This is a genomic window from Mycobacterium sp. NGS45, assembly GCF_059812645.1.
The window spans coordinates 142617-166096 of sequence record NZ_JCALDB010000005.1 but is presented as its reverse complement, the minus strand read 5'-3'; the positions used below and the strand labels follow the sequence as shown (position 1 = coordinate 166096).

General features: G+C 65.7%; 22 protein-coding genes. 15 read left to right on the top strand and 7 right to left on the bottom strand.

Features of this window, described 5'->3' with window-relative positions; genetic code table 11:
* From AC5Y3P_RS06895 to AC5Y3P_RS06880, 4 genes are read left to right on the top strand one after another with little or no spacing between them, the layout of a single operon-like run.
* On the top strand, positions 1 to 936 hold the full coding sequence (locus AC5Y3P_RS06895; RefSeq protein ID WP_500045147.1) for an ABC transporter permease: 936 nt from the start codon (positions 1 to 3) through the stop codon (positions 934 to 936).
* Positions 929 to 1780: an ABC transporter permease gene (locus AC5Y3P_RS06890; protein WP_500045146.1), complete on the top strand. Its 852-nt coding sequence runs from the start codon at positions 929 to 931 to the stop codon at positions 1778 to 1780. The genes AC5Y3P_RS06895 and AC5Y3P_RS06890 overlap by 8 nt, the downstream gene beginning before the upstream one ends.
* The gene (locus tag AC5Y3P_RS06885; RefSeq protein WP_500045145.1) at positions 1777 to 3381 is read left to right on the top strand and encodes a dipeptide ABC transporter ATP-binding protein; all 1605 of its coding nucleotides are present in this window, start codon (positions 1777 to 1779) and stop codon (positions 3379 to 3381) included. Before AC5Y3P_RS06890 ends, AC5Y3P_RS06885 begins: the two co-directional genes overlap by 4 nt.
* Entirely contained in the window at positions 3371 to 4150 is a 780-nt protein-coding gene (locus AC5Y3P_RS06880) for a Fic family protein (protein ID WP_500045144.1), read from the top strand. Before AC5Y3P_RS06885 ends, AC5Y3P_RS06880 begins: the two co-directional genes overlap by 11 nt.
* Positions 4151 to 4614: 464 nt before the next feature.
* Here AC5Y3P_RS06880 and AC5Y3P_RS06875 read toward each other — a convergent pair whose 3' ends face one another.
* The gene (locus tag AC5Y3P_RS06875; RefSeq protein WP_500045143.1) at positions 4615 to 5472 is read right to left on the bottom strand and encodes an HAD-IB family hydrolase; all 858 of its coding nucleotides are present in this window, start codon (positions 5470 to 5472) and stop codon (positions 4615 to 4617) included.
* 381 nt (positions 5473 to 5853) lie between these two features.
* Between AC5Y3P_RS06875 and ssd the strand changes: the two genes are divergently transcribed.
* The 8 genes from ssd to AC5Y3P_RS06835 all read left to right on the top strand — a co-directional run bounded on the left by ssd (position 5854) and on the right by AC5Y3P_RS06835 (position 13554).
* Positions 5854 to 6960 carry a septum site-determining protein Ssd gene (gene ssd, locus AC5Y3P_RS06870; protein ID WP_500045142.1) on the top strand — a complete coding sequence of 369 codons (1107 nt, stop codon included), beginning with the start codon at positions 5854 to 5856 and terminating at the stop codon, positions 6958 to 6960.
* Positions 6957 to 8123 (top strand): TadA family conjugal transfer-associated ATPase, encoded by a 1167-nt coding sequence (locus AC5Y3P_RS06865; protein WP_500045141.1) that lies wholly within the window; start codon positions 6957 to 6959, stop codon positions 8121 to 8123. The genes ssd and AC5Y3P_RS06865 overlap by 4 nt, the downstream gene beginning before the upstream one ends.
* Entirely contained in the window at positions 8120 to 8905 is a 786-nt protein-coding gene (locus AC5Y3P_RS06860; RefSeq protein ID WP_500045140.1) for a type II secretion system F family protein, read from the top strand. The genes AC5Y3P_RS06865 and AC5Y3P_RS06860 overlap by 4 nt, the downstream gene beginning before the upstream one ends.
* Positions 8902 to 9480: a type II secretion system F family protein gene (locus tag AC5Y3P_RS06855; RefSeq protein WP_500045139.1), complete on the top strand. Its 579-nt coding sequence runs from the start codon at positions 8902 to 8904 to the stop codon at positions 9478 to 9480. The genes AC5Y3P_RS06860 and AC5Y3P_RS06855 overlap by 4 nt, the downstream gene beginning before the upstream one ends.
* A 145-nt stretch (positions 9481 to 9625) precedes the next feature.
* Complete coding sequence (locus AC5Y3P_RS06850) at positions 9626 to 11230, top strand: recombinase family protein (RefSeq protein WP_500045138.1); 1605 nt, start codon at positions 9626 to 9628, stop codon at positions 11228 to 11230.
* Between the two features lie 116 nt (positions 11231 to 11346).
* Entirely contained in the window at positions 11347 to 11580 is a 234-nt protein-coding gene (locus AC5Y3P_RS06845) for a hypothetical protein (protein ID WP_500045137.1), read from the top strand.
* The gene (locus AC5Y3P_RS06840) at positions 11577 to 11816 is read left to right on the top strand and encodes a hypothetical protein (RefSeq protein WP_500045136.1); all 240 of its coding nucleotides are present in this window, start codon (positions 11577 to 11579) and stop codon (positions 11814 to 11816) included. The genes AC5Y3P_RS06845 and AC5Y3P_RS06840 overlap by 4 nt, the downstream gene beginning before the upstream one ends.
* 100 nt (positions 11817 to 11916) lie before the next feature.
* Positions 11917 to 13554: a site-specific DNA-methyltransferase gene (locus tag AC5Y3P_RS06835; protein WP_500045135.1), complete on the top strand. Its 1638-nt coding sequence runs from the start codon at positions 11917 to 11919 to the stop codon at positions 13552 to 13554.
* Between the two features lie 1272 nt (positions 13555 to 14826).
* Here AC5Y3P_RS06835 and AC5Y3P_RS06830 read toward each other — a convergent pair.
* The 4 genes from AC5Y3P_RS06830 to AC5Y3P_RS06815 all read right to left on the bottom strand — a co-directional run bounded on the left by AC5Y3P_RS06830 (position 14827) and on the right by AC5Y3P_RS06815 (position 18819).
* Positions 14827 to 15657 (bottom strand): phage major capsid protein, encoded by an 831-nt coding sequence (locus tag AC5Y3P_RS06830; protein WP_500045134.1) that lies wholly within the window; start codon positions 15655 to 15657, stop codon positions 14827 to 14829.
* Positions 15658 to 16011: 354 nt separating this feature from the next.
* Entirely contained in the window at positions 16012 to 16290 is a 279-nt protein-coding gene (locus tag AC5Y3P_RS06825; protein WP_500045133.1) for a hypothetical protein, read from the bottom strand.
* A gap of 203 nt (positions 16291 to 16493) precedes the next feature.
* On the bottom strand, positions 16494 to 17615 hold the full coding sequence (locus tag AC5Y3P_RS06820) for a DUF3631 domain-containing protein (RefSeq protein WP_500045132.1): 1122 nt from the start codon (positions 17613 to 17615) through the stop codon (positions 16494 to 16496).
* 886 nt (positions 17616 to 18501) lie between these two features.
* Complete coding sequence (locus tag AC5Y3P_RS06815; protein ID WP_500045131.1) at positions 18502 to 18819, bottom strand: YegP family protein; 318 nt, start codon at positions 18817 to 18819, stop codon at positions 18502 to 18504.
* A gap of 428 nt (positions 18820 to 19247) precedes the next feature.
* On the opposite strand from AC5Y3P_RS06815, the gene AC5Y3P_RS06810 reads away from it, so the two are divergent.
* The 3 genes from AC5Y3P_RS06810 to AC5Y3P_RS06800 are packed head-to-tail and all read left to right on the top strand — an operon-like array spanning position 19248 to position 20051.
* Positions 19248 to 19379 (top strand): DUF4244 domain-containing protein, encoded by a 132-nt coding sequence (locus tag AC5Y3P_RS06810; RefSeq protein ID WP_500045192.1) that lies wholly within the window; start codon positions 19248 to 19250, stop codon positions 19377 to 19379.
* Between the two features lie 23 nt (positions 19380 to 19402).
* Positions 19403 to 19705, top strand: coding sequence for a TadE family type IV pilus minor pilin (locus AC5Y3P_RS06805; RefSeq protein ID WP_500045130.1), 303 nt, complete (start codon positions 19403 to 19405; stop codon positions 19703 to 19705).
* Positions 19668 to 20051: an Rv3654c family TadE-like protein gene (locus AC5Y3P_RS06800; protein ID WP_500045129.1), complete on the top strand. Its 384-nt coding sequence runs from the start codon at positions 19668 to 19670 to the stop codon at positions 20049 to 20051. Before AC5Y3P_RS06805 ends, AC5Y3P_RS06800 begins: the two co-directional genes overlap by 38 nt.
* A 16-nt stretch (positions 20052 to 20067) precedes the next feature.
* On the opposite strand, the gene AC5Y3P_RS06795 is transcribed toward AC5Y3P_RS06800, so the two are convergent.
* A complete protein-coding gene (locus tag AC5Y3P_RS06795) occupies positions 20068 to 20691 on the bottom strand; it encodes a PAS domain-containing protein (protein WP_500045128.1) in 624 nt (207 codons plus the stop codon).
* Between the two features lie 256 nt (positions 20692 to 20947).
* Positions 20948 to 23257, bottom strand: a complete 2310-nt coding sequence (locus AC5Y3P_RS06790) for a DEAD/DEAH box helicase (protein ID WP_500045191.1) — start codon at positions 23255 to 23257, stop codon at positions 20948 to 20950.
* Positions 23258 to 23480: the final 223 nt, after the last annotated feature.

The following is a 23480-nucleotide window of genomic DNA, read 5'->3' as shown; positions in this document are numbered from 1 at the left end:
ATGGGGTACTGGTCGCGTTTCGTCGCGCGGCGTGCCGCTGCGATGATCCCGGTGTTCCTCGGCGCGACGCTGCTGATCTACGCCATGGTGTTCGCGCTGCCCGGCGACCCGATCGCCGCGCTCGGTGGGGACCGCCCGCTGAGCCCGGGCGTGGCAGCGCAGTTGCGCGCCCAGTATCACCTCGACGACCCGTTCTGGTTGCAGTACCTGCACTACCTGGGCGGCATCGCCCGCGGCGACTTCGGCACCTCGTTCTCCGGGCTGCCGGTCAGTGAGGTACTGGCGCAGGCGTTTCCGGTGACGTTGCGGCTGGCGTTGGTGGCGTTTTTGGTGGAGGCGGTACTGGGCGTCGGATTCGGTGTGCTCGCCGGGCTGCGCAAGGGCGGCTGGTTCGACGGCACCGTGCTGCTGGTCAGCCTGACCGTCATCGCGGTGCCGATCTTTGTGCTCGGGTTCGTCGCGCAGTTCGTGTTCGGGGTGCGGCTGGGCTGGGCCCCGGTCACCGTGGGCGCCGACGCGTCGTTTCAGCGGCTGCTGTTGCCCGGCATCGTGTTGGCGTCGGTGTCGTTTGCCTACGTGGTGCGCTTGACCCGGTCGGCGGTGGCCAGCAACGCCGAGGCCGATTACGTGCGCACCGCCACCGCCAAGGGTTTGTCCCGCGGCCGCGTGGTGCGGGTGCACATCCTGCGCAATTCGTTGATCCCGGTGGTGACCTTTCTGGGCGCCGACTTCGGTGCCCTGATGGCCGGCGCGATCGTCACCGAGGGCATCTTCAACATCCACGGCGTCGGCGGCGCCCTGTATCAGGCCGTGACTCGCCAAGAGGCGCCGACCGTGGTGTCCATCGTCACCGTGCTGGTGCTGGTCTACCTGCTGGCCAATCTGCTGGTCGATCTGCTCTATGCCGCCCTGGATCCGAGGATCCGCCATGCTTGACGCGGTGCGGCAGCTGCTGCGTCGACCGCAGTTCGTGCTGGCACTGACCCTGCTGGTGATCATCGTTGCGGTGGCGGCCTTCCCGGGTTGGTTCACCCACGCCGACCCGCACTACGCCGACCCGGACCAGAGCATGCTGGGACCCTCGGCGCAGCACTGGTTCGGCACCGATCTGCAGGGCCACGACGTCTACGCCCGCACCGTCTACGGTGCCCGGGCCTCGGTGCTGGTCGGCCTGGGCGCGACCGCTGCGGTGCTGCTGGTCGGCGGCGTGCTCGGCGCGCTGGCCGGCTACTACGGCGGCTGGCTGGATGCCGTGGTGTCCAGGTTGGCCGACGTGTTCTTCGGCATCCCGCTGCTGCTGGCTGCGATCGTCTTGATGCAGGTGATGCAACACCGCACGGTGTGGACGGTGATCGCGATCCTGGCGGCGTTCGGCTGGCCGCAGATCGCGCGGATCGCGCGCGGGTCGGTCATCGAGGTGCGCGGCCAGGACTACGTGCTGGCCGCCAAGGCGTTGGGACGCAGCAGCTTCGGCATCCTGCTCCGTCATGTGGTGCCCAACGCCGTGGGCCCGGTGATCGCGGTCGCGACGCTGGCGTTGGGCACCTTCATCGTCACCGAGGCCACCATGTCCTACCTGGGCGTCGGGTTGCCGCCGTCGGTGATCTCCTGGGGCAGCGACATCTCCGCCGCGCAGAGTCGGTTGCGCGCCGGGTCGACCGTGTTGTTCTATCCGGCGGGTGCGCTGGCGTTGACGGTGTTGACGTTCATGCTGCTCGGCGACGTGCTGCGGGACGCACTCGATCCCGGACCGCGGGGCCGGGTGGGGTGGCGCTCATGACCGAACCGTTGTTGCGGATCCGTGGCCTCGACGTCGGCTTCGGTGCTGCCGAATCGGCTTTGCGCGGCGTGGATCTCGAGGTAGCGGCCGGGCAGACCGTGGCGCTGGTCGGCGAGTCCGGCTCGGGGAAGTCCACCACCGCGTCAGCGGTGCTGGGGCTGTTGCCCAGTGATGGCCGAATCCGGGCCGGCCGCATCGAATTCGACGGTGTCGACATCAGCGGGGCCGGCGAGCGCGCGCTGCGCAAGTTGCGCGGGGACCAGATCGGCTTCGTGCCGCAGGACCCGGCCGGCAACCTCAACCCGGTGTACCGGGTTGGCTTCCAGGTCGCAGAAGCGCTGCGGGTCAACGGCTTTGGCAACCGTCGTCGGGACCGGACGAAGGTGGCCGAGTTGCTCGCCGACGTCGGCATGCCGGAGCCGGTGCTGCAGGCCCGCCGTTACCCGCACCAACTCTCCGGCGGGATGCAGCAGCGAGCGCTGATCGCGATCGGGCTGGCGCGCCGACCCCGGCTGCTGATCGCCGACGAGCCGACCTCTGCGCTGGACGTCACGGTGCAGCGTCAGGTGCTCGATCACCTGCAGCAGTTGACCGCCGAACTGAGCACCGCGGTGTTGTTGATCACGCACGACCTGGCGTTGGCGGCCGAACGCGCCGATCGGGTGGTGGTGATGCGCGACGGCGAGGTGGTCGAGGCCGGCCCGGCCCGCACGTTGCTGCGAAAACCACAACACGAGTACAGCAAATTGCTGGTCGCCTCGGCGCCGGCGTTGACCGTGCGCACGGCCGGCACCCGGGCCCGGCCCGAACCGGTCCGGGACGCCGACGACATCGTGGTGGTCACCGACGTGACCAAACGGTTCGGCGCCCACACCGCCGTCGACGCCGCGTCGTTGCGGATACCGCGCGGTACCACGATGGGTCTGGTGGGTGAATCCGGTTCGGGCAAGACCACATTGGGCCGGATGGTGTTGGGTTTGACGCAACCCACCTCGGGCCGCATCGAATTCGATGGGATCGACCTGGCCGGTCTGGACCGTGGCGCCGAGCGGGTGTTCCGGCGTCGGGCCCAGGTGGTGTTCCAAAATCCCTACCGCAGTTTGGATCCGCGCTATTCGGTGTTCGACAGTGTGGTCGAGCCACTGCGAATCCACCGGGTCGGGGACCGCGCGCAGCGCCGACGCGCGGTCGTCGAGCTGTTGGATCAGGTGGCGCTGCCCCGGTCGGTGGCCGAGCGCAAACCGCGGGAACTGTCCGGCGGACAACGCCAGCGGGTGGCGATTGCGCGGGCGTTGGCGTTGCGGCCGGAGTTGGTCACCTGCGACGAGGCGGTCTCGGCGCTCGATGTGGTGGTGCAGGCGCAGATCCTGGATCTGCTGGCCGATCTGCAGGCTCGGCTGGGGCTGACGTATCTGTTCATCAGCCACGACCTGGCGGTCGTCAACGAGATCGCCGATCAGGTGGCGGTCATGCAGGCCGGCCGGATCGTGGAGTGCGCAGCAACCGCGTCGGTGTTCGACGACCCCCAGCATCCCTACACGCGATCGCTGCTCGATGCGATTCCCGGGGCCGGGAGTAGGGTTGGCCGCCGTGAGTGTTGACCCGTTGGCCCCGCTGTTGGAGCTACCCGGTGTCGCCGATGCGGTGGACCGGGCGCGGGAGGCCCTGGGCCGAGCTCACCGGCACCGGGCCAACCTGCGTGGCTGGCCGGTGACCGCGGCCGAGGCGGCGTTGCGGGCCGGGCGGGCGTCGTCGGTCCTCGACGGCGGTGTGCTCAAGCTCGACGAAGACTCGGCCAGCAACCCGATCTTCGCCGGTTCGCTGCGGGTGGCCCAAGCGCTGGAGGGCGGCGGTGGCCCGCTGATCGGGGTGTGGCAGCGCGCGCCGCTGCAGGCACTCGCGCGGCTGCATGCCCTGGCCGCCGCCGACCTGGTCGACCCGGCCCGGGCCGAAGAGCAGCTGGGCCGGCCGCGGGTGGATCCGGAGGTCTCGGCGCGGCTGGAGTTGATGACCCGGTTGGTGACCGGCGGTAGTGCGGTGCCCGCGCCCATCCTGGCGGCGGTCGCGCACGGCGAGCTGCTGGCGCTGGCCCCGTTCGGCAGCGCCGACGGCGTGGTGGCTCGTGGGGTCGCGCGCCTGGTCACGATCGCTTCCGGGCTGGATCCGCATGGCCTCGGGGTGCCGGAGGTGTTCTGGATGCGCCGGCCCGCCGAATACCGCAAGGCCGCGCAGGGATTTGCGTCCGGCACCGAGCAGGGGTTGACCGACTGGCTGCTGCAGAGCTGCCGTGCGCTGCAGGACGGTGCCCGCGAAGCCATGACGATCGCCGATGCCAAGGCCAGCGCCGGCCAGAAGCCCGCCGAACACTAGCGTCGAATCGCGCACTCGGACAAATGAAGCGGGCGGCGATCCGAAGAGTTCGGCTCGCCGCCCGCTAGCACGGACCACGGTTACCATGCGTGCAACTGTGGGTTGCGTGGGTTGACCTCGGCGTGCTTGCGATGCCTTGACGACTGCAGCCCAACCCAAGGGTCGCGACATCGTCCGCTCTTCGCAATCACGCAGGCCCGCAACACTTCTGCCATTATCGCGGCTGTGACTCCGCGTGGGTTCCGGGATCCGTGCTGGGTTGCCCGACTTGGGAAGTCGATCCTTCTCTTCCGAATCGACCTTGGCCGTATCGGACTTCCGTGCTTCCTTTGTACTACGTGATGCTGATCACAGCAAGGGTGAAACCTGAGAAGAGCGTAAGGCGATCTCGGATCGTTACGGGAGTGACGATTGTGCCTGCCAAGGACGCCGAAATCGGCCGAAATCTCCTTGGCGCGGGCAGGTTACGGGAAGAACCGACGCAGCAGCGAGTAGGTGAGCGCACCCGCTGCGACCGCACTGATGCCGACTGCGGCGGTGGTCGCCACCGTGGCACCGGACGGGGCTGGGATCCGGTCGCGCAGCGACACCGGTTTGGAGAAGGTCAGCACCGGCCAGTCCCGCGCGGTGGCCTCCTTGCGCAGGGTGCGGTCGGGGTTGACCACCGCCGGATGCCCGACCAACTCCAGCATCGGCAGGTCGGTGATCGAGTCGGAGTAGGCATAGCAGTGCTCGAGTGCGTAGCCCTCCTGCGCGGCCAACTCGCGGATCGCCTCGGCCTTGCCCTCGCCGTAGCAGTAGAACGCGATCTCCCCGGTGTACTTGCCGTCCTCGGCCACCATCCGGGTGGCCATGGCGTGCGTGGCGCCCAGGGCGCGCGCGATCGGCGCGACGATCTCCTCGCCGGACGCCGAGACCACCACCACGTCGCGTCCGCAGAGTTTGTGATCGGAGATCAGGTCGGCGGCTTCGGCGAACACCAGCGGGGTGACCACCTCGTCGAGGGTTTCCTCCACGATCGACTTGACCTGGTCGACGTTCCAGCCGGTGCACATGCTGGTCACATAGGAGCGCAGCCGGTCCATCTGGTCGTGGTCGGCGCCGGACATCAAGAACAGGAACTGCGCGTAACTCGACTTGAGCACCGAGCGCCGAGTCATCAGCCCCTGGGCGAAGAAGGGTTTGCTGAAAGCCAGCGTGCTGGACTTCGCGATGACGGTCTTGTCGAGGTCGAAGAAGGCCGCGGTGCGTTCCGCGCGGGGCTGGGCCGGCTCGGCGGGGCTGGGTTGGACCGCGGCGGCATCCGGATCGGGGATGGTCACGCCCTCAGGATAGGCGTCGCGTGACACGTCCCGGCGGTGCGAATAAAGTGACAGTTCAGGCCAGCTGTCGCAGACTGCAATTCTGCAGCGTGCGACGCAACATTTAGTCCGTTGAGGACTTGCGCTCAGCCCCACATTCGCGTGTATAGTGAGTATTACTCGGCTTATGCCGGGTGTGAATCAGTCCGACCCCCCGGGACTGAATCACGACGACCCTCGCCTCCTCCCCCCCTGGCGGGGGTCGTCCCATTTCTACGGCAAGGTCGCCAGCCGCCCCCGACTGTGTTCGCCGGAGCCACTTTCAGTACACAGTCTGGGATCCATCCACAATTCGCTGTGAGTGTGCTGGCGGTACCCCCGCCGGCCCGCCACGGTGGGTTCATGACGACGATTCCAGCGGTCCTGGCCACTCTCAACGATGCGCTCCTGCGCGACGAAGTCGACCGGGTGGCGGCCGCCGTCGGCGTCGACGTCGTGCACCTGTCGGCCCGCACCCCGGTGGCCCGCCGGGCCTGGACCGCGGCCGTCGCGGTGCTGCTCGACGAGGTCGCCGCCGAGTGCTGTGCGGCGGCGCAGCTGCCGCGGCGCCCGGCCGTGACGCTGCTGGCGCCCAGCCGTCCGGACCGCGCCGACCTGGCGCCGCGCACCTACCGGGCGGCTCTCGGGATCGGGGCGGCGCAGGTGCTCGAACTACCCGGGCAGGCGGCCGAGCTGGTGACGGCGCTGTCGGTGGCCGGCGAGTTGGCCCGGCCGGGGGCCGAACGCCCGGGTGCGGTGATCGCCGTCATCGGCGGACGCGGTGGCGCCGGGGCATCGCTGTTCGCCTGTGCGCTGGCCCAGCGCGCGGCCGAGGCGCTGCTGATCGACGTCGACCCGTGGGGCGGTGGGCTGGACCTGCTGCTGGGCAGTGAGGCCGCACCGGGGGTTCGGTGGCCGGACCTCGCGGTGCGGGGTGGCCGGCTGGAATGGAGTGCGGTGCAGTCCGGCCTGCCTCGGCACGGGCGGGTGGCCATACTCTCCGGCGCCCGACACGGATTCGAAATAGACGGTGGGGCAGTCGAATCGGTGATCGAGGCGGGCCGCAGGGGCGGCGCCACCGTGGTGTGCGATCTGCCGCGCAGCCGCACCGACGCTGCCGAAGCCGCGCTGGCGACAGCCGAGTTGGTGGTGCTGCTGGTCGTCGGCGAGGTGCGCTGCTGCGCCGCGGCAGCTGCGATGGTCCCGCATTTGACCTCGCTGAACCCCAATGTGGGCCTGGTGGTGCGCGGACCTGCGCCCGGCGGGTTGACCGCAGCCGACGTGGCAGCGGCCGCGGGGCTGCCGGTGCTGGCCACGATGCGGCCCGAACCGCTGATCGCCGAACGTCTGGAACGTACCGGACTTCGGCTGTCCGGACGCTCTCCGCTACGTCAGGCCGCCGACGAAGTGCTGCGACTCCTCGGTGCGAGACACCCGGGGCCGGTTCGGCGCGGACGGACCGCGGCGTGAACACCCCGCTGATCGATCGGGTGCGGGAACGGCTGGCGGCGCAACCCGGTCCGTTGGTTCCGGCCGTGGTGGCTCAAGCCATCCGCGCCGAGTCCGGCGGACTGCTCGGTGATACCGAGGTGCTGACCAATCTGCGGGTGCTGCAGACCGAACTGACCGGAGCCGGGTTGCTCGATCCGCTGCTGGGCGCAGACCACACCACCGACGTGCTGGTCACCGCCCCGGACGCGGTCTGGTTCGACGATGGAAACGGTCTGCACCGCAGTGCCATTCGATTTGCTGACGAAGCGGCTGTGCGTCGGCTGGCACAGCGGCTGGCGTTGGCTGCGGGCCGCCGACTGGACGATGCGCAGCCCTGGGTCGACGGCGTGCTGCCCGGCTTGGGCCCGGCCGGCGCCTGCGTACGACTGCACGCCGTGCTGCCCCCGGTGGCAGCCGCGGGCACCGCGATCTCGTTGCGGATCTTGCGCCCGGCCAGCCAGGATCTCGCGGCGCTGGTGGCCGCCGGTGGGATCGACGCCCGTGCCGAAGGACTACTGCGCGCGGTGATCGCCGCCCGGCTGGCGTTCCTGGTGTCCGGCAGCACCGGGGCCGGTAAGACCACCCTGCTGGCGGCCCTGCTGGGAGCGGTCGCGCCGAGTGAGCGGATCGTGTGCGTGGAGGATGCGGCCGAACTGGCGCCTGGGCATCCGCATCTGGTGCGGTTGGTGGCTCGCGGCGCCAACGTGGAAGGCGCCGGCGAGATCACCTTGCGCCAACTGGTCCGGCAGGCGCTGCGGATGCGGCCGGACCGCATCGTGGTCGGCGAGGTGCGCGGCGCCGAGGTGGTGGACCTGCTGGCGGCGTTGAACACCGGCCACGACGGCGGCGCGGGAACCGTGCACGCCAACTGCGCTGCCGATGTCCCGGCGCGTCTGGAGGCGCTCGGTGCGCTCGGCGGTTTGGCCGGCCCGGCATTACAGGCTCAGTTGGCGGCCGGTGTGCAGGTCTTGTTGCACGTCGACCGGCGTCGCAGCGGGCAGCGTGCATTGACTGAAATCGCGGTGCTGAACCGGGATTCGGCCGGACGGTGTGTTGCGCTGCCGGCCTGGCGTGCTGATCGCGACAACCTGGCCGGGACCGCCGAACTGGAACGGCTGCTACGGCGTCGGGACCGAACGTGATCAGCCTGGCCGCTTTGGCGCTGGCCGGTGCGGTGCTGGTGGCGCCGGCTCGCCCGCGGCGGCGGATGACGACGCCGGCCTCGGCCACCACCCGGGTGCGCCTACCGGCGTCGGTGTCGGTCGTGGGGTTGGCGCTGGTGATGTTGGTCGCCACCGGCGCATTGCCCGCTGCAGCGGTCGGCGTCCTGGGCGGCACACTCACCCTGCGCTCCCGTCGGCAACGGGCCAGGCGGCGTAGTGAGCGCGAGATCGCCGATCTCGCAGCCGGATTGGACGTGTTGGTCGGGGAGCTGCGGGTAGGTGCCAGCCCGGTGCGTGCCTTCGAGGCCGCCGGTTCCGAGCTCACCGAGGCGACAGCAGCGGCATTCACCGAGGTGGCCGCGCGAGCCCGACTCGGGGCCGACGTGGGCGCCGGGTTGGAGTGGGCCGGCTGCGGATCGTCGTGCCGCGCGGACTGGAACCGACTCGCCGGGTACTGGCGGCTGGCCGCCGAGCAGGGTGTGGCGGTGGCGCAGCTGATGCACGCGGCGCAGCGGGACTTGACTGCCCGCCAGCAGTATTCGGCCCAACTCGGGGCCAGCCTGGCCGGCGCCCGGGCCACCGCGACCATTCTGTCCGCGCTGCCGATCGTGGGTATCGGTCTGGGCCAGGCGATCGGGGCGGAGCCACTGCGGTTCCTGCTGGGCAGCACCGCCGGCGGGTGGTGCCTGCTGGTGGGCACCACCGCGGCCTGCTGCGGTTTGGTGTGGGCAGATCGGATCACCGCGCAGGTGACGCCGTGACTGGCGCCGCGCTGGCGCTGGCCGTGGCGCTGCTGTTGTTGCCTGTTCCGGCGCGCACCCGGACCCGGGCTGCCGCCGCCCGGCCGCATCGACCGGCCGCGCACTGGTCGGCACCGGACGACCCGTTCGCCGCGCCCGCGGCTTTCGACGTCTTCGCGGTGTGTTTGGAAGCCGGTCTGGCGATTCCGACGGCGGCGCGCGCGACGGCCGCCTCGGCGCCGCCCGGACTGGCCGCGCTGCTCATCCGGGCCGCGGATTTGCTTGCGCTGGGCGCAGATCCTCGAGTCGCCTGGTCGCCGCAGCACGGTGCTGAACTCGACGTGCACAGTCAATCGCTGTTGCGGTTGGCCCGCCGCTCGGCCGCCTCGGGTACGGCTCTGGCCGCGGGCCTGGCCGGGTTGGCGCAACAGTCACGTGCACAAACCGGACAGCGTGCGGAGGCCGCCGCGCAGCGGGCCTCGGTGTTGATCGCCGGACCACTGGGGCTGTGCTTTCTGCCGGCCTTCGTGTGCCTGGGTGTGCTGCCGGTCGTCGGTGGTTTGGCCGCCCAGGTGCTCGGAACCGGATCCTGGTAATCGAATGGAAGGGAATGCGATGTGGGACAAGATATTTCAGCGGATGAACGCTCGGTTGGGGCTGCTCTACGCCGACGAGTCCGGGATGTCCACGGTGGAGTACGCCACAATTGTCTATTACACCCCTTGCGCGTAGCATTCCTGCATGTCACCGCCGCGTGCCCTTATCGTCATTCGCCTCAGCCGTGTCACTGACGCGACGACCAGCCCTGAGCGACAGCTCGCCAAGTGTCGTGAGCTGATCGCGCAGCGCGGGTATCAAGAGGTAGGCATTGCCGAGGACCTCGACGTGTCAGCTGGGAAGACGACGCCGTTCGACAGGCCGCAGCTCGGGAAGTGGTTGACCACACGACGCGGCGAGTTCGACGTGATCGTCTTCTTCCGTGTGGATCGCATCGTGCGGCGACTGTTCGACTTGGCCGACCTCATTCGCTGGAGTCGCGAGCATGGCGTGACGCTGGTGTCCGCGACCGAAGCCCATTTCGACCTTTCCTCGGATTTCGGCGACATCATCGCTTTACTCGTCGCCAAGGTGGCCGAGATGGAGCTAGAAGCCATCAGCGAGCGCAACGCGTCGGCGTTCCGACACAACTTCTCCAAGGGCAAGTACAGAGGCGGCATTCCTCCGTGGGGGTACCTCCCCGAACGTGACGACGACGGCGAGTGGCGATTGGTGCAGGACCCCGATCAAGTCGCGGTGATCCACGAAGTAGCCGAGCGCGTCCTGTCAGGTGAACCGCTACGTGCCCTTGCCCACGAACTGACTAAGCGGAAAGTGCTGACGCCGAAGGATCGCTTCGCGCAAGCACGCGGGCGTGAGGTCGTCGGGTACGAATGGCATCCCGGCCCCCTGAAGCGCGCATTAACGTCCCACACGTTGCTCGGGCGTGTTGTGACACGAGAGCAACTGTTAGACGCTCAGGGGCGACCTCAGCGTGACGCAAAGGGCCACAAGGTATTCGGCGACAACGTATTGGTCGTTGGCGACGACGGTTCGCCCATCGTGCGCGCTGAACCCATCATCTCCCGCGACGTGTTCGACCGTCTCGCCGTCGAGCTCGCAGGACGTGAGAACCGCAAGGAACCGACAGTCAGATCCTCCGGCCTCTTGCTGCGCATCATCTACTGCGCGGTGTGTGGTCGTCCTGGCTATCGCCTAAAGGGAGGCGTCGGTCGTAAACCTCGGTACCGGTGCTCGTCTGCACAGAAAGCCGATGGGCCATGCGGGAACAAAACCATCCCACTTGAATACGCCGACGCTGAGGTCGAGCGTCAGATCCTCCAGAACATGGGGCCGCTCGAACGCAAGCGCCGGGTGTGGTTCGCCGGCAATGACCACACCGACGAGCTGGCCGAGGTCAACAGCACCCTTGAGGATCTGACTGACCAGCTCGGCGTTGGCGCGTTCAAGCGCGGCACACCGCAACGTGCGAAGCTCGATCAACGCATCGACGCACTGACGACGCGACAAGCCGAGCTGTCTTCTGTGCCAAGCGTTCCCGCCGGGTGGCGCTTCGAACCCACGGGCGAGCTGTTCTCCGATTGGTGGTCAGCGCAGGACGACGAGGCGAAGAACATTTGGCTCCGTCAATCCGGCTTTCGCTACGAGTGGTCATCGCACAGCGACGAACGCGGGCGCGTCGTCGTGGACAGCTTCACGCGGGTTGGCGACCTCGAGATGGACCTCGACGCCGACCAAGTGTTCGGCCCGCTCGTGGACATCGTGACCGCGTTGGCCGACGACGCCTGACCCGAAACATGTTGCAGCACAGCGCAAAGTCTTACCGCCGGTAAGGGTTAGTTCCACACGTCAGGTCTCTTAGCATAGCTATGTACACATGCTGACCTGCTCGAAAGGAGCGCCACATGGCCACACCCATGCGTTGGGCGATGACGTGGGGACGTACCCCACACGATGCCCTCGTCAAGGATGCCGAAGTCACCTTCGACTACGAAAACTGGATCGAGGACTTCATGGACGGCAACGACGCCGACGTGATCGACGGCCCGCCCGAACAAGCCGCACACATGCAGTGGCGTTTCACCCTGCCCGGCGTTCCCGACGCCGGTGTCATCATCGCAAAGGAGATTGAGGAATGAGCACCGACAACACCCTGACGACTAAGGAAGTTGCCGCCAAGGTAGGCACCGACCCGAAGACGTTGCGCGTGTTCCTGCGCGCCACTGAGCAGGGCGTCGGGTCGGGATCGCGCTACGCGTTCACCGCCAAGGACGTTGCACCGCTCAAGGCGAAGTTCACAAAGTGGGCGGCCGAACGTGAGGCCACGAAGAAGGCGAAGGCCGATGCGAAGGCGAAGCTCACCGTCGTCGAGTAACTGACTGACCACCCGCGAACAGGCCCTCAGCTCGCCGCTGGGGGTCTGTTCTGCAGTGTCGGTGCGTGTGATCGTCGGGACCCCACCCTAAGCTGCGCGTGTGGACAAGAATCAGCTCTACTACGGCGACAACCTCGACGTGCTGCGGGGGCGCGACAGGGACGGACGTCAGTACATTGCTGATCAATCTGTGGACCTGGTTTACCTCGACCCGCCGTTTAACTCGAACCGCAACTACTCGGTGATCTTCGACCGGAATGGCGGTTCAGAAGATGCGGGAGCTGCTCAGATCGAGGCATTCGAAGACACCTGGCACTGGACGCCAGCCACCGAAGTTCAGTTCGGCCACTTTATCGACAACGCCCCGAATGCAGCCGCAGATGCACTTACGGCTTTCCACACGCTTCTCGGTGAAAACGATGCGATGGCCTACCTAACCAACATGGCACCTCGACTGCTGGAACTGCACAGAGTCCTTAAGCCCACAGGCGTTATCTATCTTCATTGCGACCCGACGATGAGCCACTATCTAAAAGTTTTAATGGACTCTATATTTGGTCCTGAGAACTTCAGGAACGAAATCATCTGGAAACGGACTTCGGCTCACAACCGCGTCACGCGCTTCGGACCGGTGCACGATGTCATCCTGAATTACACGATGGGTCCGAATTGGACATGGAATCGCGTTTACGTCCCTTACGACGCGGAGAGTATCGAGAGGGACTACCCGCATGTAGAGGAGTCCACCGGACGTCGGTACAGCCACGAGAAGCTAACCGCACCTAATCCTGGGAGCCGCTACGAATGGAAGGGCGTTTGGCCATCGGGCAGTCAATACTGGGGTGTATCTGAAAGCACGATGAGAGAGCTGGACGAAGCTGGCCGGCTTTACTATTCCCGCAATGGATTGCCGCGTAAAATAAACTACCTCGACGAAATGCCCGGAATGCAGCCGCAAGATATATGGACTGATATCCGTCTGGGGTCAAACGCAGCTGAAAGGCTCGGGTATCAGACACAGAAGCCAATCGCGCTTCTTGAGCGCATCCTCCGCACTTCAACTAACGAGGGCGACGTTGTGCTCGATCCTTTTTGTGGGTGCGGCACCACTGTGGATGCGGCGCAGCGCCTCAACCGAAAATGGATCGGCATCGACATCGCGTACTTTGCGGTTGACCTGATCATTAAGCGCCTGCGGAAGACGTACGCGGAAGCTAGCCCCCCCATCGAGACCACATTCGAAGTGAGCGGTATCCCCAAGGATCTGGATGGGGCTCGAAAGCTATTTGAGAAGAACCACTTCGAGTTCGAACGTTGGGCTGTGACACGTATCGGGGCTCGACCGAAAGCCAAGCCTGGTGGCGACCGAGGCGTAGATGGGATCGCCCGATTCATCCTCCCGAGAAACCAGCGCGGCAAGATCATCGTGAGCGTGAAGGGCGGCGCCTATGGTCCGACCGACGTGCGGGACCTCGCAGGAACGCTCGATCATCAAAATGCAGACATGGGCATTCTAGTTACACTGCGCCCAAGTACTCGAGGTGTACGAGACGCAATAAACCATGGCGGAACGTACAAGCATCCTTCGATCGACCAACCGTTTCCTCGATTGCAGCACATCACCATTTCAGAGATATTCGAAGGCAAAAGGCTATTGTTGCCTCTGACGGATACTGAAACGCACATTCAGGCGGAGACGTTAAAAGCGCCGGGGGACGAGCAGGAAGCCTTGTTCTGAGTTACTGAATGCGACGATTGCGCGAGTGAAGTCGCACGCGTCCTGTTCTCACCCCAAGACCAATTACGCACGCCGGAAATGTCGTCAGGTCAACGACTTACCGCAACGGGGCGGAAAGGTTGACGGAGGCAAGAAATGCAACCTATGCCGACAAGTATTGCCACTCCAAGACTTTCGACACCGGACCACACAGGAGGGTGCTCGATACCCTCAAGCATGTTGCAAGGCGTGCGAAACATCGCACACACGCACCAGGCATCGCATTAGAGACGCCCTGGCGCGAGCGTGACATCTTCCGCGTACGCGCATGACGCATCACACGCGACGTAATTCGCAGAGCGCGCACAGGAGGGCTCAGGATCCATGCCACAGGGTGAATGACCACACGCTCCGAAAGCCGACGCCGAGAAAACCCCGAGGTCAGGCCGGTTTTCACCCCCGACATGGCCCTTGCGTCAAAACTTGGGAAAGGTGGCGACAGCCGCAGCGACAAAGCCCCTCCGACGCCGCGTGCCACCCACCCCCCTGATCCCCCCAGGTAGGAGCGCCGAGCCCTTTCCATGTCCGCGGGTCGATTGCGCGGTGTTGTCCAGCGCGGATCGTGCATCCCACTGAAGCAAGCGCGTTGATCGGTCCGTGAGTGGCCCATATTGGCGCATCATCGAGGGGTCCATTCCGTTCTGGTTGCGTGGAGTTTCCGGCATTTCCAGAATCGAACGAAGAAACAAAGTTCATATTTTCCAGTTTTTCAACACAAGCGACAATTGCAACGCGCAGCAAAAAGAGCGGAGCAACGCAAAGAATTTCATTCATCAATAGTTCAATACGATTGCAAATGGCACAAACAGATTCAGTCGTTCACCACACAACCAACACGTTCGCGCAACACACACGCAGCGTCAGGCATACGAGGCACACGCACCTCGTAGTACATCGCCTGCAGGACAAGACATCACGTGCATAAGTTCATGTGCAAGCGTGCCCACCCGTACAACAGGAACCGATGACTCGTGAGACGTTAGCGAACGCGCAACACCAAGCAGCTCAGGCGGTTTGCGGTAGCGCATCAGTAGATGGTGTGTCGCGAGATTGAGAAACTTCCGCATGGCACGACGACGTGCGACGCTTTAGTTTTTCCACCAAGAATGGGCGACGCGTGTTCGAGACCTAGACGAAACACGTCACCCATTCGAGGCCACGCGCAGAATGACCTGGGAGATGAGCAGATCACATGCAGCGCGGTGTGTGCAGCTATTCAGTTAGGGATATCTACTACTCGACCGTCAGGTACTGAGCCGCAGCCGCTTCGAGCAGGCCCGCGCCGAATCGGAAACTGATCCTCAACGCCACGGAAATGGAGTTGAAGTAGTAATCGTCCGAACGGGCAACGTCCACGTTGGTGTACGCCGACACGATGTAGTTCTTGTCGAGCGCCAGAACGCCATCAGCCGGCATCGCGGTCGTGGTGAGCACGGGCACACCCAACAGCGACTTCTCGCCCGGTTGTGTTCCTGCGCCCAACAGGGCCTCGTTGCTTCCCGTCGCCTTCTTGATCTGACGCAACGTTGCGTATGCCGAGGGGTGCGCGAGGATGTGCGTCACCACACCACCGGGCAATCCTTCGATTGCGGCGAATGCGTCGATCAGGGCATCGAGGTCCCCAGTGACGGGGCCTGCGTCAGTCGCGTATTCGAGCAAGCCACCAGGTGGGAACTCGGCGGGTGCGACGGGCGCGGGCTGTGACAGGAATGCCGTGTCCGCTTTGTGAATCAGCGAACGCTGCATCTCGTGCGAGATGAGTCCCGCGGCCGATTCCTGCGAAAGCTGGTCACGCGAGACCTTGATCAGTTCGGCCACGGTCCCGGTCTTGATCAGAAGCTCGCTCAGCTCAGGATCGCTTTCCGGGATATCCGATCCTTCGGGCACGAAGCCCGCATCGAGAATCTTGATCCGTGGTACCCGCACGACGGGGGCATCGCCTTGGACTTCCCCGCCCTTGGTCGTGCACTGCAGGACGAGTGCCTGCGGAATGACCTGCTGGGGTGCGATACCCAACACGTCCATCGCCCATGCCTTGGGCGACTCATTCGTGATGAATGCCATTTCTTCACTCTTTCAATGGGTTTGAGCACGAGCGCAAAGGCCCGAACTCAGTCAGTTAGTTTCAATGCCCACACCGAGCCTTAGTCACCAGTCATGTGGGGAGAGCGTCGAATCGTCAGACGCGCGGTTGATATTCAGTTGCCGTAAACCCGTCGGCTTCACCTGTTTTACGTCGAGTGAACGACCCCGGATTACCGCCCGGTCAGCGTGCCAGCGACATTACGCGCCGGAAATTCGAGGTTCAATGGTCGAGTCGCACCGTCGCTGTGCGCCCCGTACGCATCTGAACTATTGCCCTGCAACGATTGTCACGTCGAGCGCACGTAAGGCGCTCACACGCGAACTGAGGTCCTTCTACGCGTCCTCGTCGTCGTCATCGTGACGTGCGGTGCATTCCGGCGTGTGCTCGTCGCCTGGAGCATCACAACATGGCGCTGCAGGCCCGACGTGTCCTAACGGCCACCACCTGTTGCCGACGCGCTCGATTGTTATGTCCAAGAGTTCACCGTCTGGCGTGTCGATCGCATTCAGGAGCGTTTCCCATCCGGTGATGGAAGCCGCCTTGCCCACACCCGACTGTGCGTCACCGTGGTTGAGCTTGTGCATCAGCTCGCGGGCTTCTTCGAGATTCATTGTGTACCTTCCTTAGTTCATTCCATCGCTTATGCAGATTGCCCTCTGACATGGCGCGATCATGCTTTCTGTCCCACGTTGTCGTTTATGCACATGTACTCGGATCACTCGGATCACTCGGTACAGTCGGAGCACCGGTGAGGGCACTTTCTGACGCTCCGAGTGATCCGTCTGGACCGAGTGCTCCGAGTGCATGTGCATGTTCATTTGATTGGCAACCCGAGGCGCACCCATATCGGGTTCAGATCCCTTTTGCGGAATCCGCGGGGGCCGTTCCTGACGCCTCGAACGCTGTTCACCTTGGCGGCCTCGTGGATGAGCTTTCCCAAGCGTTGGGCGTTGAGGTCCCGCGTGTTGTCCCGATCTGCGTCGCGCGCCCAGTAGTCCGGATTGTGCGCCATCAAGCGATTAGCCAAGCGCTCGGACGACATGAAGCTCTTGTCCTCCGGCCAGACCGCATGGAGATCCATCATGAGCATGACGCCGATTGGCGGCCTGTTGATTCCGCTCTCTCGTTCCGCGTTGTACTCCGCGATGGCGTGCTTAATCAGGTTGTCCGCCTTCGCGGTCCATCGCTCACCGCCCAACACGGCAACACGCTTGAGTGCTTTCCACTTCTCCTTCAGGCGGTTCCTGCATTCGGCCGGCAATTCAACCCGCGACGTGTTCGGCACTTGGTCCCGCACGTTTTCGGCCCACTCGGCGATCCTGTCGTGGAGCTTTTGCGCGTCGTCCTCGATCTCATCCCAATCGGATTCCTCGACATCCTCACCGCCGGGCATCATCACGATATGGATGCTGCGACTGCGGGTGTCATCGGGCAACTGAGGACGATTGCCCGCCATTGCGACAGGAGCGAACGTCGGTAGCTTCATCGGGACGTAAGCACCGCCCTCGCCCTTCACCATGAGGATGCGAGCACCCCCAACGCGATAGCCCGAGTTCAGAATCGCAATGAGGTCGTTCACGCCCTCCTTATCGGGCTTGAGCGCTCGGTCAATTTCGTCGAGAAGCACTGTCGCCATACTGTGTTGCAAGATGCGAGGCAGTACCGCAGGCGTCATCGAAGCTGCCTGCACTGGGTTGTGGCATAGGCGGTTCATGTGGTCGAGCAACGTCGTCTTACCGGATTCAGGAGCGATGCTCCCGATCATCAATCGTGGTGTGGACTTGAGTTCGCTAACCAGATGGGTGTGCAAGATCCACAGTGTGATGATGTCGAGGTCGTCGGGATTCATCACACTGACGAAGCGCTCAATCCAACTGCGCACATCATCGAAAAGCTGTTCTGCGTCGATCCTTCGCCGCCACTTCTGAGGCGCCATCAGCCCTCACTCTCGCTCTCTTTCAGTAGTTGCTTCAGAACGGGATACGGCACGTTGCGCAGTGATGGGTGCTTGAAGTACGCCGCTTGGGTCCGTTGCCATTCGGGCTGTTGCTTGCACTCCCACAAGATGCGTCGAGCGCGTTTCATCCGGAACGCGGGCACCGGCCGGGTTGGGCGTCGAAGCTTTCCGTCGGTCGGTGTGGGCAATGCGTTGACGTAGACCCTGTATCCCCAATCGCCGCACTTACCGAAGTCGATGACTCGTGGTTCAGCCCTCCTTGCCATGTCGCCTCTCCCATTCCTCTGCCTTGCGCCGCTCCTTCTGCGCTGCCCATCGTTCGCGTGACCGAGCCATGTAATCGGGATCGCTGCGTCGTTTACGTCGTCGGGCGTTATACGCGTCTTTGTATGCCTGATAGTTCGGGTCATCCCTTGCAGGCCAAGCCATTTCGATCCTTTCGTCGTCGCTGCCGGTTCATCGTAAGATGGCAGAACTCCTCGCCAGTCGTGATGCGAGTTGACGTGGCGGAACGCGAAACATGCTGGGAAGGGAAGGGAGCAGAGAGGCTCGATCTCACATCGAGAGAGATTGCGTAGGACCGGGGCCTTCGTCATGGGGATCCTCCTCGCGCTGACCCCCACCGTAGCATGCAGCAAACTCCATGAACGGCCATAACCACAGGTAGCAACGTGTCATGTTGTAGTCGTAGCTAATTTTATCCTCGTTGGAGGCGGGCTGCGCCCGGCGACCCGGGCTACAGCTAATTCCTCAAGGGCCTTGCCAGCGCGCCAGGGGCAACCTACGAGAGGTTGGAGGACGGAATCGCGCCAAAAAAGACGACACCCTCCCGAAGGAGGATGCCGCCCTTTCCGCGATGTACGGGCTACGGCCCCGTCGCACCGCCCGCGTTGTCCCGAACATTCTCAGCCGCACGCTGAGCGTCGTACTTGCTGTAGAACGACTCGCCCGACGAGGCAACCTTGTTACCGCCGCGATTCGCCCGCCAGCGCCAGTTGCCGCCGGTGTCCGAGTAGATGTCGTACGCAGCCGTCTTTGCCCCGACCTTGAAGGCTTCGGCTGCACGGTTGGCGTTGTAGGTGGATGCGAAAGATTCGCCAGCCCACGCCACCATCTGATGGTTATTGCTGTAGAGCCACCACGTCGGATGGCCACCTGCGTCGTTCTTCACCCTGAAGTACATGGGTTTTGTTCACCTTTCGTACCAACCGGCCTGCCTTTCAGGCGCGGTCAATCAACGCGAACAAGGTGAGACTCGGATCACACAAAGCCCCGGATAATTACTCCGAAGCTTCGCTCTCCTGATACTTTTGAGTTCTACCGACCAAGTAGAAGCACAAGCCTCAGGTTCCCGAGCCCCCCAGGCATCGGCCTGAGGTTTGTTGCGTTGGGCACAGCGTACCGCCGGATGCGGACAGTTCACAGCTAAGGAATCACATTGGCGTCATTTTCAGAGGATTCTTAGCCAAACGGACGATCATGCGCTCTAAGGCGAGGCAAAGCCGCACGACACGCCGAGCCTACGGTCAGAAGTTGTCAGTGCGTTCTGATAACGGGGCTGCGAGCCCTCTTTTAAGAGGGCAACTTTCTAAGCCAGGGGTGTAATTCAGGATCACCGCATACGCCATCGGGACCATCGCCGCGGCGGCCTTCGGAGCGATCCTGTACTCGGTGGTCACCGGCGACTCGATCGTCTCGGCCCTGACCAACATCATCAACCGGGCACTGAACACCGGCGTCTGAGCGACGATGCTGGAGCCGCGACCGTGGAGGCCGCACTGGCGTTGGTCACCCTGGTGGGGGTGCTGGCGTTGTGCGTTGCCGGTCTGGTGGCGATCGGAGCCAAGGTGCGCTGCCTGGACGCAGCCCGGGAGGCGGCCCGGCTGGCCGCCCGCGGCGACGAGCGGGTGGCCGCGCAGGTGGTGGCGGCGGTGGCCCCCCGCGGGGCCCGGATGCAGGTGCGCCACGACGGCGACTTCGTCGTGGTCAGCGTCGCCGCGCGCTCGGCGCTGTTGCCCGGTGTGCGCATCGATGCCACCGCGGTCGCCGCCGTCGAGCCCGGCGACTGATTCCGAGCGGGGCAGCGTCACGGTCACGGCGGCCTACGCGGTGGCCGCCGTCCTGGTCATCGCGATCGGCGGGGCACAGCTGGGCAGCGTGATCGTGGCTCGCCACACCGCGCAGGCAGCCGCCGACCTGGCGGCCCTGGCGGTGGCGGCCACGCTGGCCGACGGGCCGGGGCCGGCGTGTGCGCGCGGCAACCGGTTGGCGCAGGCGATGGGTGCAGAACTCACCGAGTGCCGCATCGAGGGACTCGATGCCGTGGTGACCGCACAGGTCGGGGTCCGGCTGCGGATCGGGCCGGAGGCTGCCCGGGCCGCCGCGCGCGCCGGGCCGGCACGCGGAACACACTGAGCACCAGTCGGTTTGGTCAGGAGCGCCAGTTCATCGCCCGGGCCACGGTCTGCTCGGCGCCGTCGATCACCTCGATGTTGATCCGGGTCACGAAGCTGACCGTGATCTGCTCGCCCTGATGATCGGTGACCTGCCAACTGGCGCAGTAGCTGGTGCCGGGTTCGCCGAGTTGGGTTCGGGACAGCAGCCGGGCCTCTACCGGGTGCATCTCCCGGTCGGGCAGATCTTCGATGAACGCGCGGTTGGCCGCCGGACCGGTCTCGGGGTCCAGCCCGCTGTTGATCAGCGACTGCGGGGTATCGGTGGCCACGCCGGTGCTCAGGTTCCACAGCAGCGGACCCGGTAGCGGCCGATCGGGGGCGGTGTCGTCGGCGCGGCCGAGCCACAGGTGCACGCCGTGCACGGTGCCGTCGGTCATCTTCACCGGTTCGGTGCAGATCACCCGGTTGCCCTTCGGGGTGAGGCTGGTCAGGCTGGTGCCCGCGGCCACCGTGTCGGTGATCGCGGTCTGAATGGCCGCCAGATGCGGGCTGCGCCGCAGAAACTCCGAGACCGGAACCATCTCCTGCAGCGTCCGCCCGTTGGCGACCACGACAGGCTCGCTGCCCAGCGTCTCCACGAGCAACCAGTCGTGGGTCATGGGCACTGATCTTAGGCGAAGTCCGGACCGCCCGACCCCCGGTGGCGGACTGCCTAGGCAGTGGGAATCACCACATCAGCTGCCGGTTTTGGCAACGGTGGCGGGCGCCCGCGGAGGGGTTGCGACGTCGCACTGGAGGCGGTAATTTTTCCTAACAGCAAATTAACGTTTGCGACTGCACGGTCGCCGGATGAGCGCAGCCGAGCAGAGTTGTCTGGTGCGCCGCCTGGGGTGCGACCGTTCGAGGGGTCCGTCGTCAACCCAGTGCGGCAAGCACCGCCCGCAGCACAGTGATGGCGCCGGCCTTGTCCAGCGGATCGTTGCCGTTGCCGCATTTCGGGGACTGGACACAGGACGGGCAGCCCTGCGGGCATTCACATGCCGCGATCGCATCCGCGGTGGCACCCAACCAGGTGGCGACCTGCCGAAACCCGCGTTCGGCGAAGCCGGCCCCGCCGGGGTGCCCGTCGTAGACGAACACCGTCGGCAGCCCGTCCGGCCCGATCGCGGTGGACAACCCACCGATGTCGCCGCGGTCGCAGCTGGCCACCAGTGGCAGCAGCCCGATCGCGGCGTGTTCGGCGGCGTGCAGGGAGCCGGGTATCCGTGCCGAGTCGATACCGTTGTCGGCGAGCAGTTCCGGCGTGACGGTGTACATCACCGCGACGGTGGGCAGCGTGCGCGGCGGCATGTCCAGATCGATGAAGTCGATCACCTCGCCGGCCAGGGTGCGCCGCAGGTAACCCGTGACCTGGTTGGTCACCTGCACCGGCAGCAGACCCAGCCGGACCCCTCCGCGCTGCAACGATTCGCCCGCGCCGGTGACCTTGATGTCGGTCGTCTCGCGGGCGTGCGTGCTGTACCCGGGATCGTCGGCGTACACGAACGCCACACCGGCCTCGAAATCCAGGCTCTGCACCAGGTAGGTCTCGCCCTGATGCAGATACACCGCGCCGGGGTGCAGGGCGGCGGGCGCCTGCCCGGCTCCGGCGGCCCCCAGCATCCGGCCGGTGTCGGATTCCAGGATCGCGATTTCGGGACCGGACCCGCCGCGGATGTCCACGGCCGGGTGCGGGTCGACGTCCGGGGCCGGGAAGTACCGGCTGCCGCGCCGGCGCAGCAGGCCGTCGTCGACCAGTTCGTCGGCCACCGCCTCGGCGTCCCACAGCCGCACTTCCCGCTCGTCGATCGGCAGTTCGGTGGCCGCGCAAAGCAGTTGCGGCCCGAGCACGTACGGGTTGGTGGGGTCGATGACCACCTGTTCGATCGGCTTGTCCAGCAGCGCGGCCGGGTGGTGCACCAGGTAGGTGTCCAACGGGTCATCGCGGGCCACCAATACCACCAGCGCGCTCTGCCCGCGCCGCCCGGACCGGCCGGCCTGCTGCCAGAACGACGTCACGGTGCCGGGGAACCCGGCCAGCAGCACCGCGTCCAGGCCGGCGATGTCGACCCCGAGCTCGAGCGCGTTGGTGGTGGCCAAGCCGAGCAACTCGCCGTCGGCCAGCGCGCGTTCCAGGGCCCGGCGGTCCTCGGCCAGGTAACCCGCCCGGTACGACGCCACCCGCGCGGCCAACTCCGGTGCGGTCTCGTCGAGCCGGGCCCGGGCACCCAGCGCGGTCAGTTCGGCGCCGCGGCGGGACCGCACGAAGGTCAGGGTGCGCGCTCCCTCGGCCACCAAATCGGCCATCAGCCGGGCGGATTCGGCACCCGCCGAGCGCCGTACCGGAGCGCCGTTCTCGCCGGTGACGTCGGTCCGTAACGGCGGCTCCCACAGCGCCACCGTGCGCGCGCCGTGCGGTGAACCGTCCTCGGTGACCTCGGCGACGCTCTGCCCGATCAACCGGGCCGCGGTCGCCCCCGGGGCCGCCGTCGTCGCGCTGGCGAAGATCACCGTCGGCTCGCCGCCGTCGGCGGCGTAGCGGGCGGCCAGCCGCAGCAACCGCCGCAACACCATCGCCACGTTCGAGCCGAAGATGCCGCGGTAGTAGTGGCATTCGTCGATCACGATGAAACGCAGACCGCGCAGGAACACCGCCCAGCGGGCATGGTTGCGCAACAAGGACAGGTGGATCATGTCCGGGTTGGAGAACAGCCAGCGGGACCGTTCCCGGGCAAAGCGGCGCACCTCGGTGGGGCTGTCGCCGTCGTAGGCGCTGGGAGCGACGTCGTGCAGCGCCGGGATCGAGGCGCACAGCTGGTGCGCGGTTGCGAGCTGATCGTGGCCCAGGGCCTTGGTCGGGGACAGGTAGAGCACCCGGGCGCGGGGGTCCTCGGCCAACGCCGTCAACACCGGCAACTGGTAGGCCAGCGACTTGCCCGAGGCCGTCCCGGTGCTGACGATGACGTGCCGGCCGGCGTGCGCCAACTCGGCCGCCTGGACCTGGTGTGACCAGGGCGTGCCGATCCCGCGGTCGGCGAACACCGCGACCAGGTCCGGATGCACCCACTCCGGCCAGGATGACCGGCTGCCGGTGCGGGCTGGCAGGTTCGCGACATGACGGACCGGGCTGCCCCCGGCGACCGGATCGGTGTCGGCTGCCGAGCCGGCCAGGGCAGCTGCCAGCAACTCGGCTCCGAAGGAACCGGGGGGCGGGGCAACGCCGCGGCCGGCGCCGGAATCCGGCCCGCCGGCACCGCGCGCGGCGGCGTGCTCGTCGGCGGTCGGTGTGGTCACGGAGTCAATTGTTCACGAGTTGGTGATCTTGAGACTGTCGCGGCGGCGCCGATCATGATTGGATGTGGGAGGTCGCAGCTTCTGTGTGGTGTCAATCTCGCAGGATCGACGTTGC

Coding starts and splice junctions, on each gene's coding strand:
- AC5Y3P_RS06895 (WP_500045147.1), top strand. CDS start 1: ATGGGGTACTGGTCGCGTTTCGTCGCGCGGCGTGCCGCTGCGATGATC.
- AC5Y3P_RS06890 (WP_500045146.1), top strand. CDS start 929: ATGCTTGACGCGGTGCGGCAGCTGCTGCGTCGACCGCAGTTCGTGCTG.
- AC5Y3P_RS06885 (WP_500045145.1), top strand. CDS start 1,777: ATGACCGAACCGTTGTTGCGGATCCGTGGCCTCGACGTCGGCTTCGGT.
- ssd (WP_500045142.1), top strand. CDS start 5,854: ATGACGACGATTCCAGCGGTCCTGGCCACTCTCAACGATGCGCTCCTG.
- AC5Y3P_RS06850 (WP_500045138.1), top strand. CDS start 9,626: ATGTCACCGCCGCGTGCCCTTATCGTCATTCGCCTCAGCCGTGTCACT.
- AC5Y3P_RS06845 (WP_500045137.1), top strand. CDS start 11,347: ATGGCCACACCCATGCGTTGGGCGATGACGTGGGGACGTACCCCACAC.
- AC5Y3P_RS06840 (WP_500045136.1), top strand. CDS start 11,577: ATGAGCACCGACAACACCCTGACGACTAAGGAAGTTGCCGCCAAGGTA.
- AC5Y3P_RS06830 (WP_500045134.1), bottom strand. CDS start 15,657: ATGGCATTCATCACGAATGAGTCGCCCAAGGCATGGGCGATGGACGTG.
- AC5Y3P_RS06825 (WP_500045133.1), bottom strand. CDS start 16,290: ATGAATCTCGAAGAAGCCCGCGAGCTGATGCACAAGCTCAACCACGGT.
- AC5Y3P_RS06820 (WP_500045132.1), bottom strand. CDS start 17,615: ATGGCGCCTCAGAAGTGGCGGCGAAGGATCGACGCAGAACAGCTTTTC.
- AC5Y3P_RS06815 (WP_500045131.1), bottom strand. CDS start 18,819: ATGTACTTCAGGGTGAAGAACGACGCAGGTGGCCATCCGACGTGGTGG.
- AC5Y3P_RS06800 (WP_500045129.1), top strand. CDS start 19,668: ATGCCACCGCGGTCGCCGCCGTCGAGCCCGGCGACTGATTCCGAGCGG.
- AC5Y3P_RS06795 (WP_500045128.1), bottom strand. CDS start 20,691: ATGACCCACGACTGGTTGCTCGTGGAGACGCTGGGCAGCGAGCCTGTC.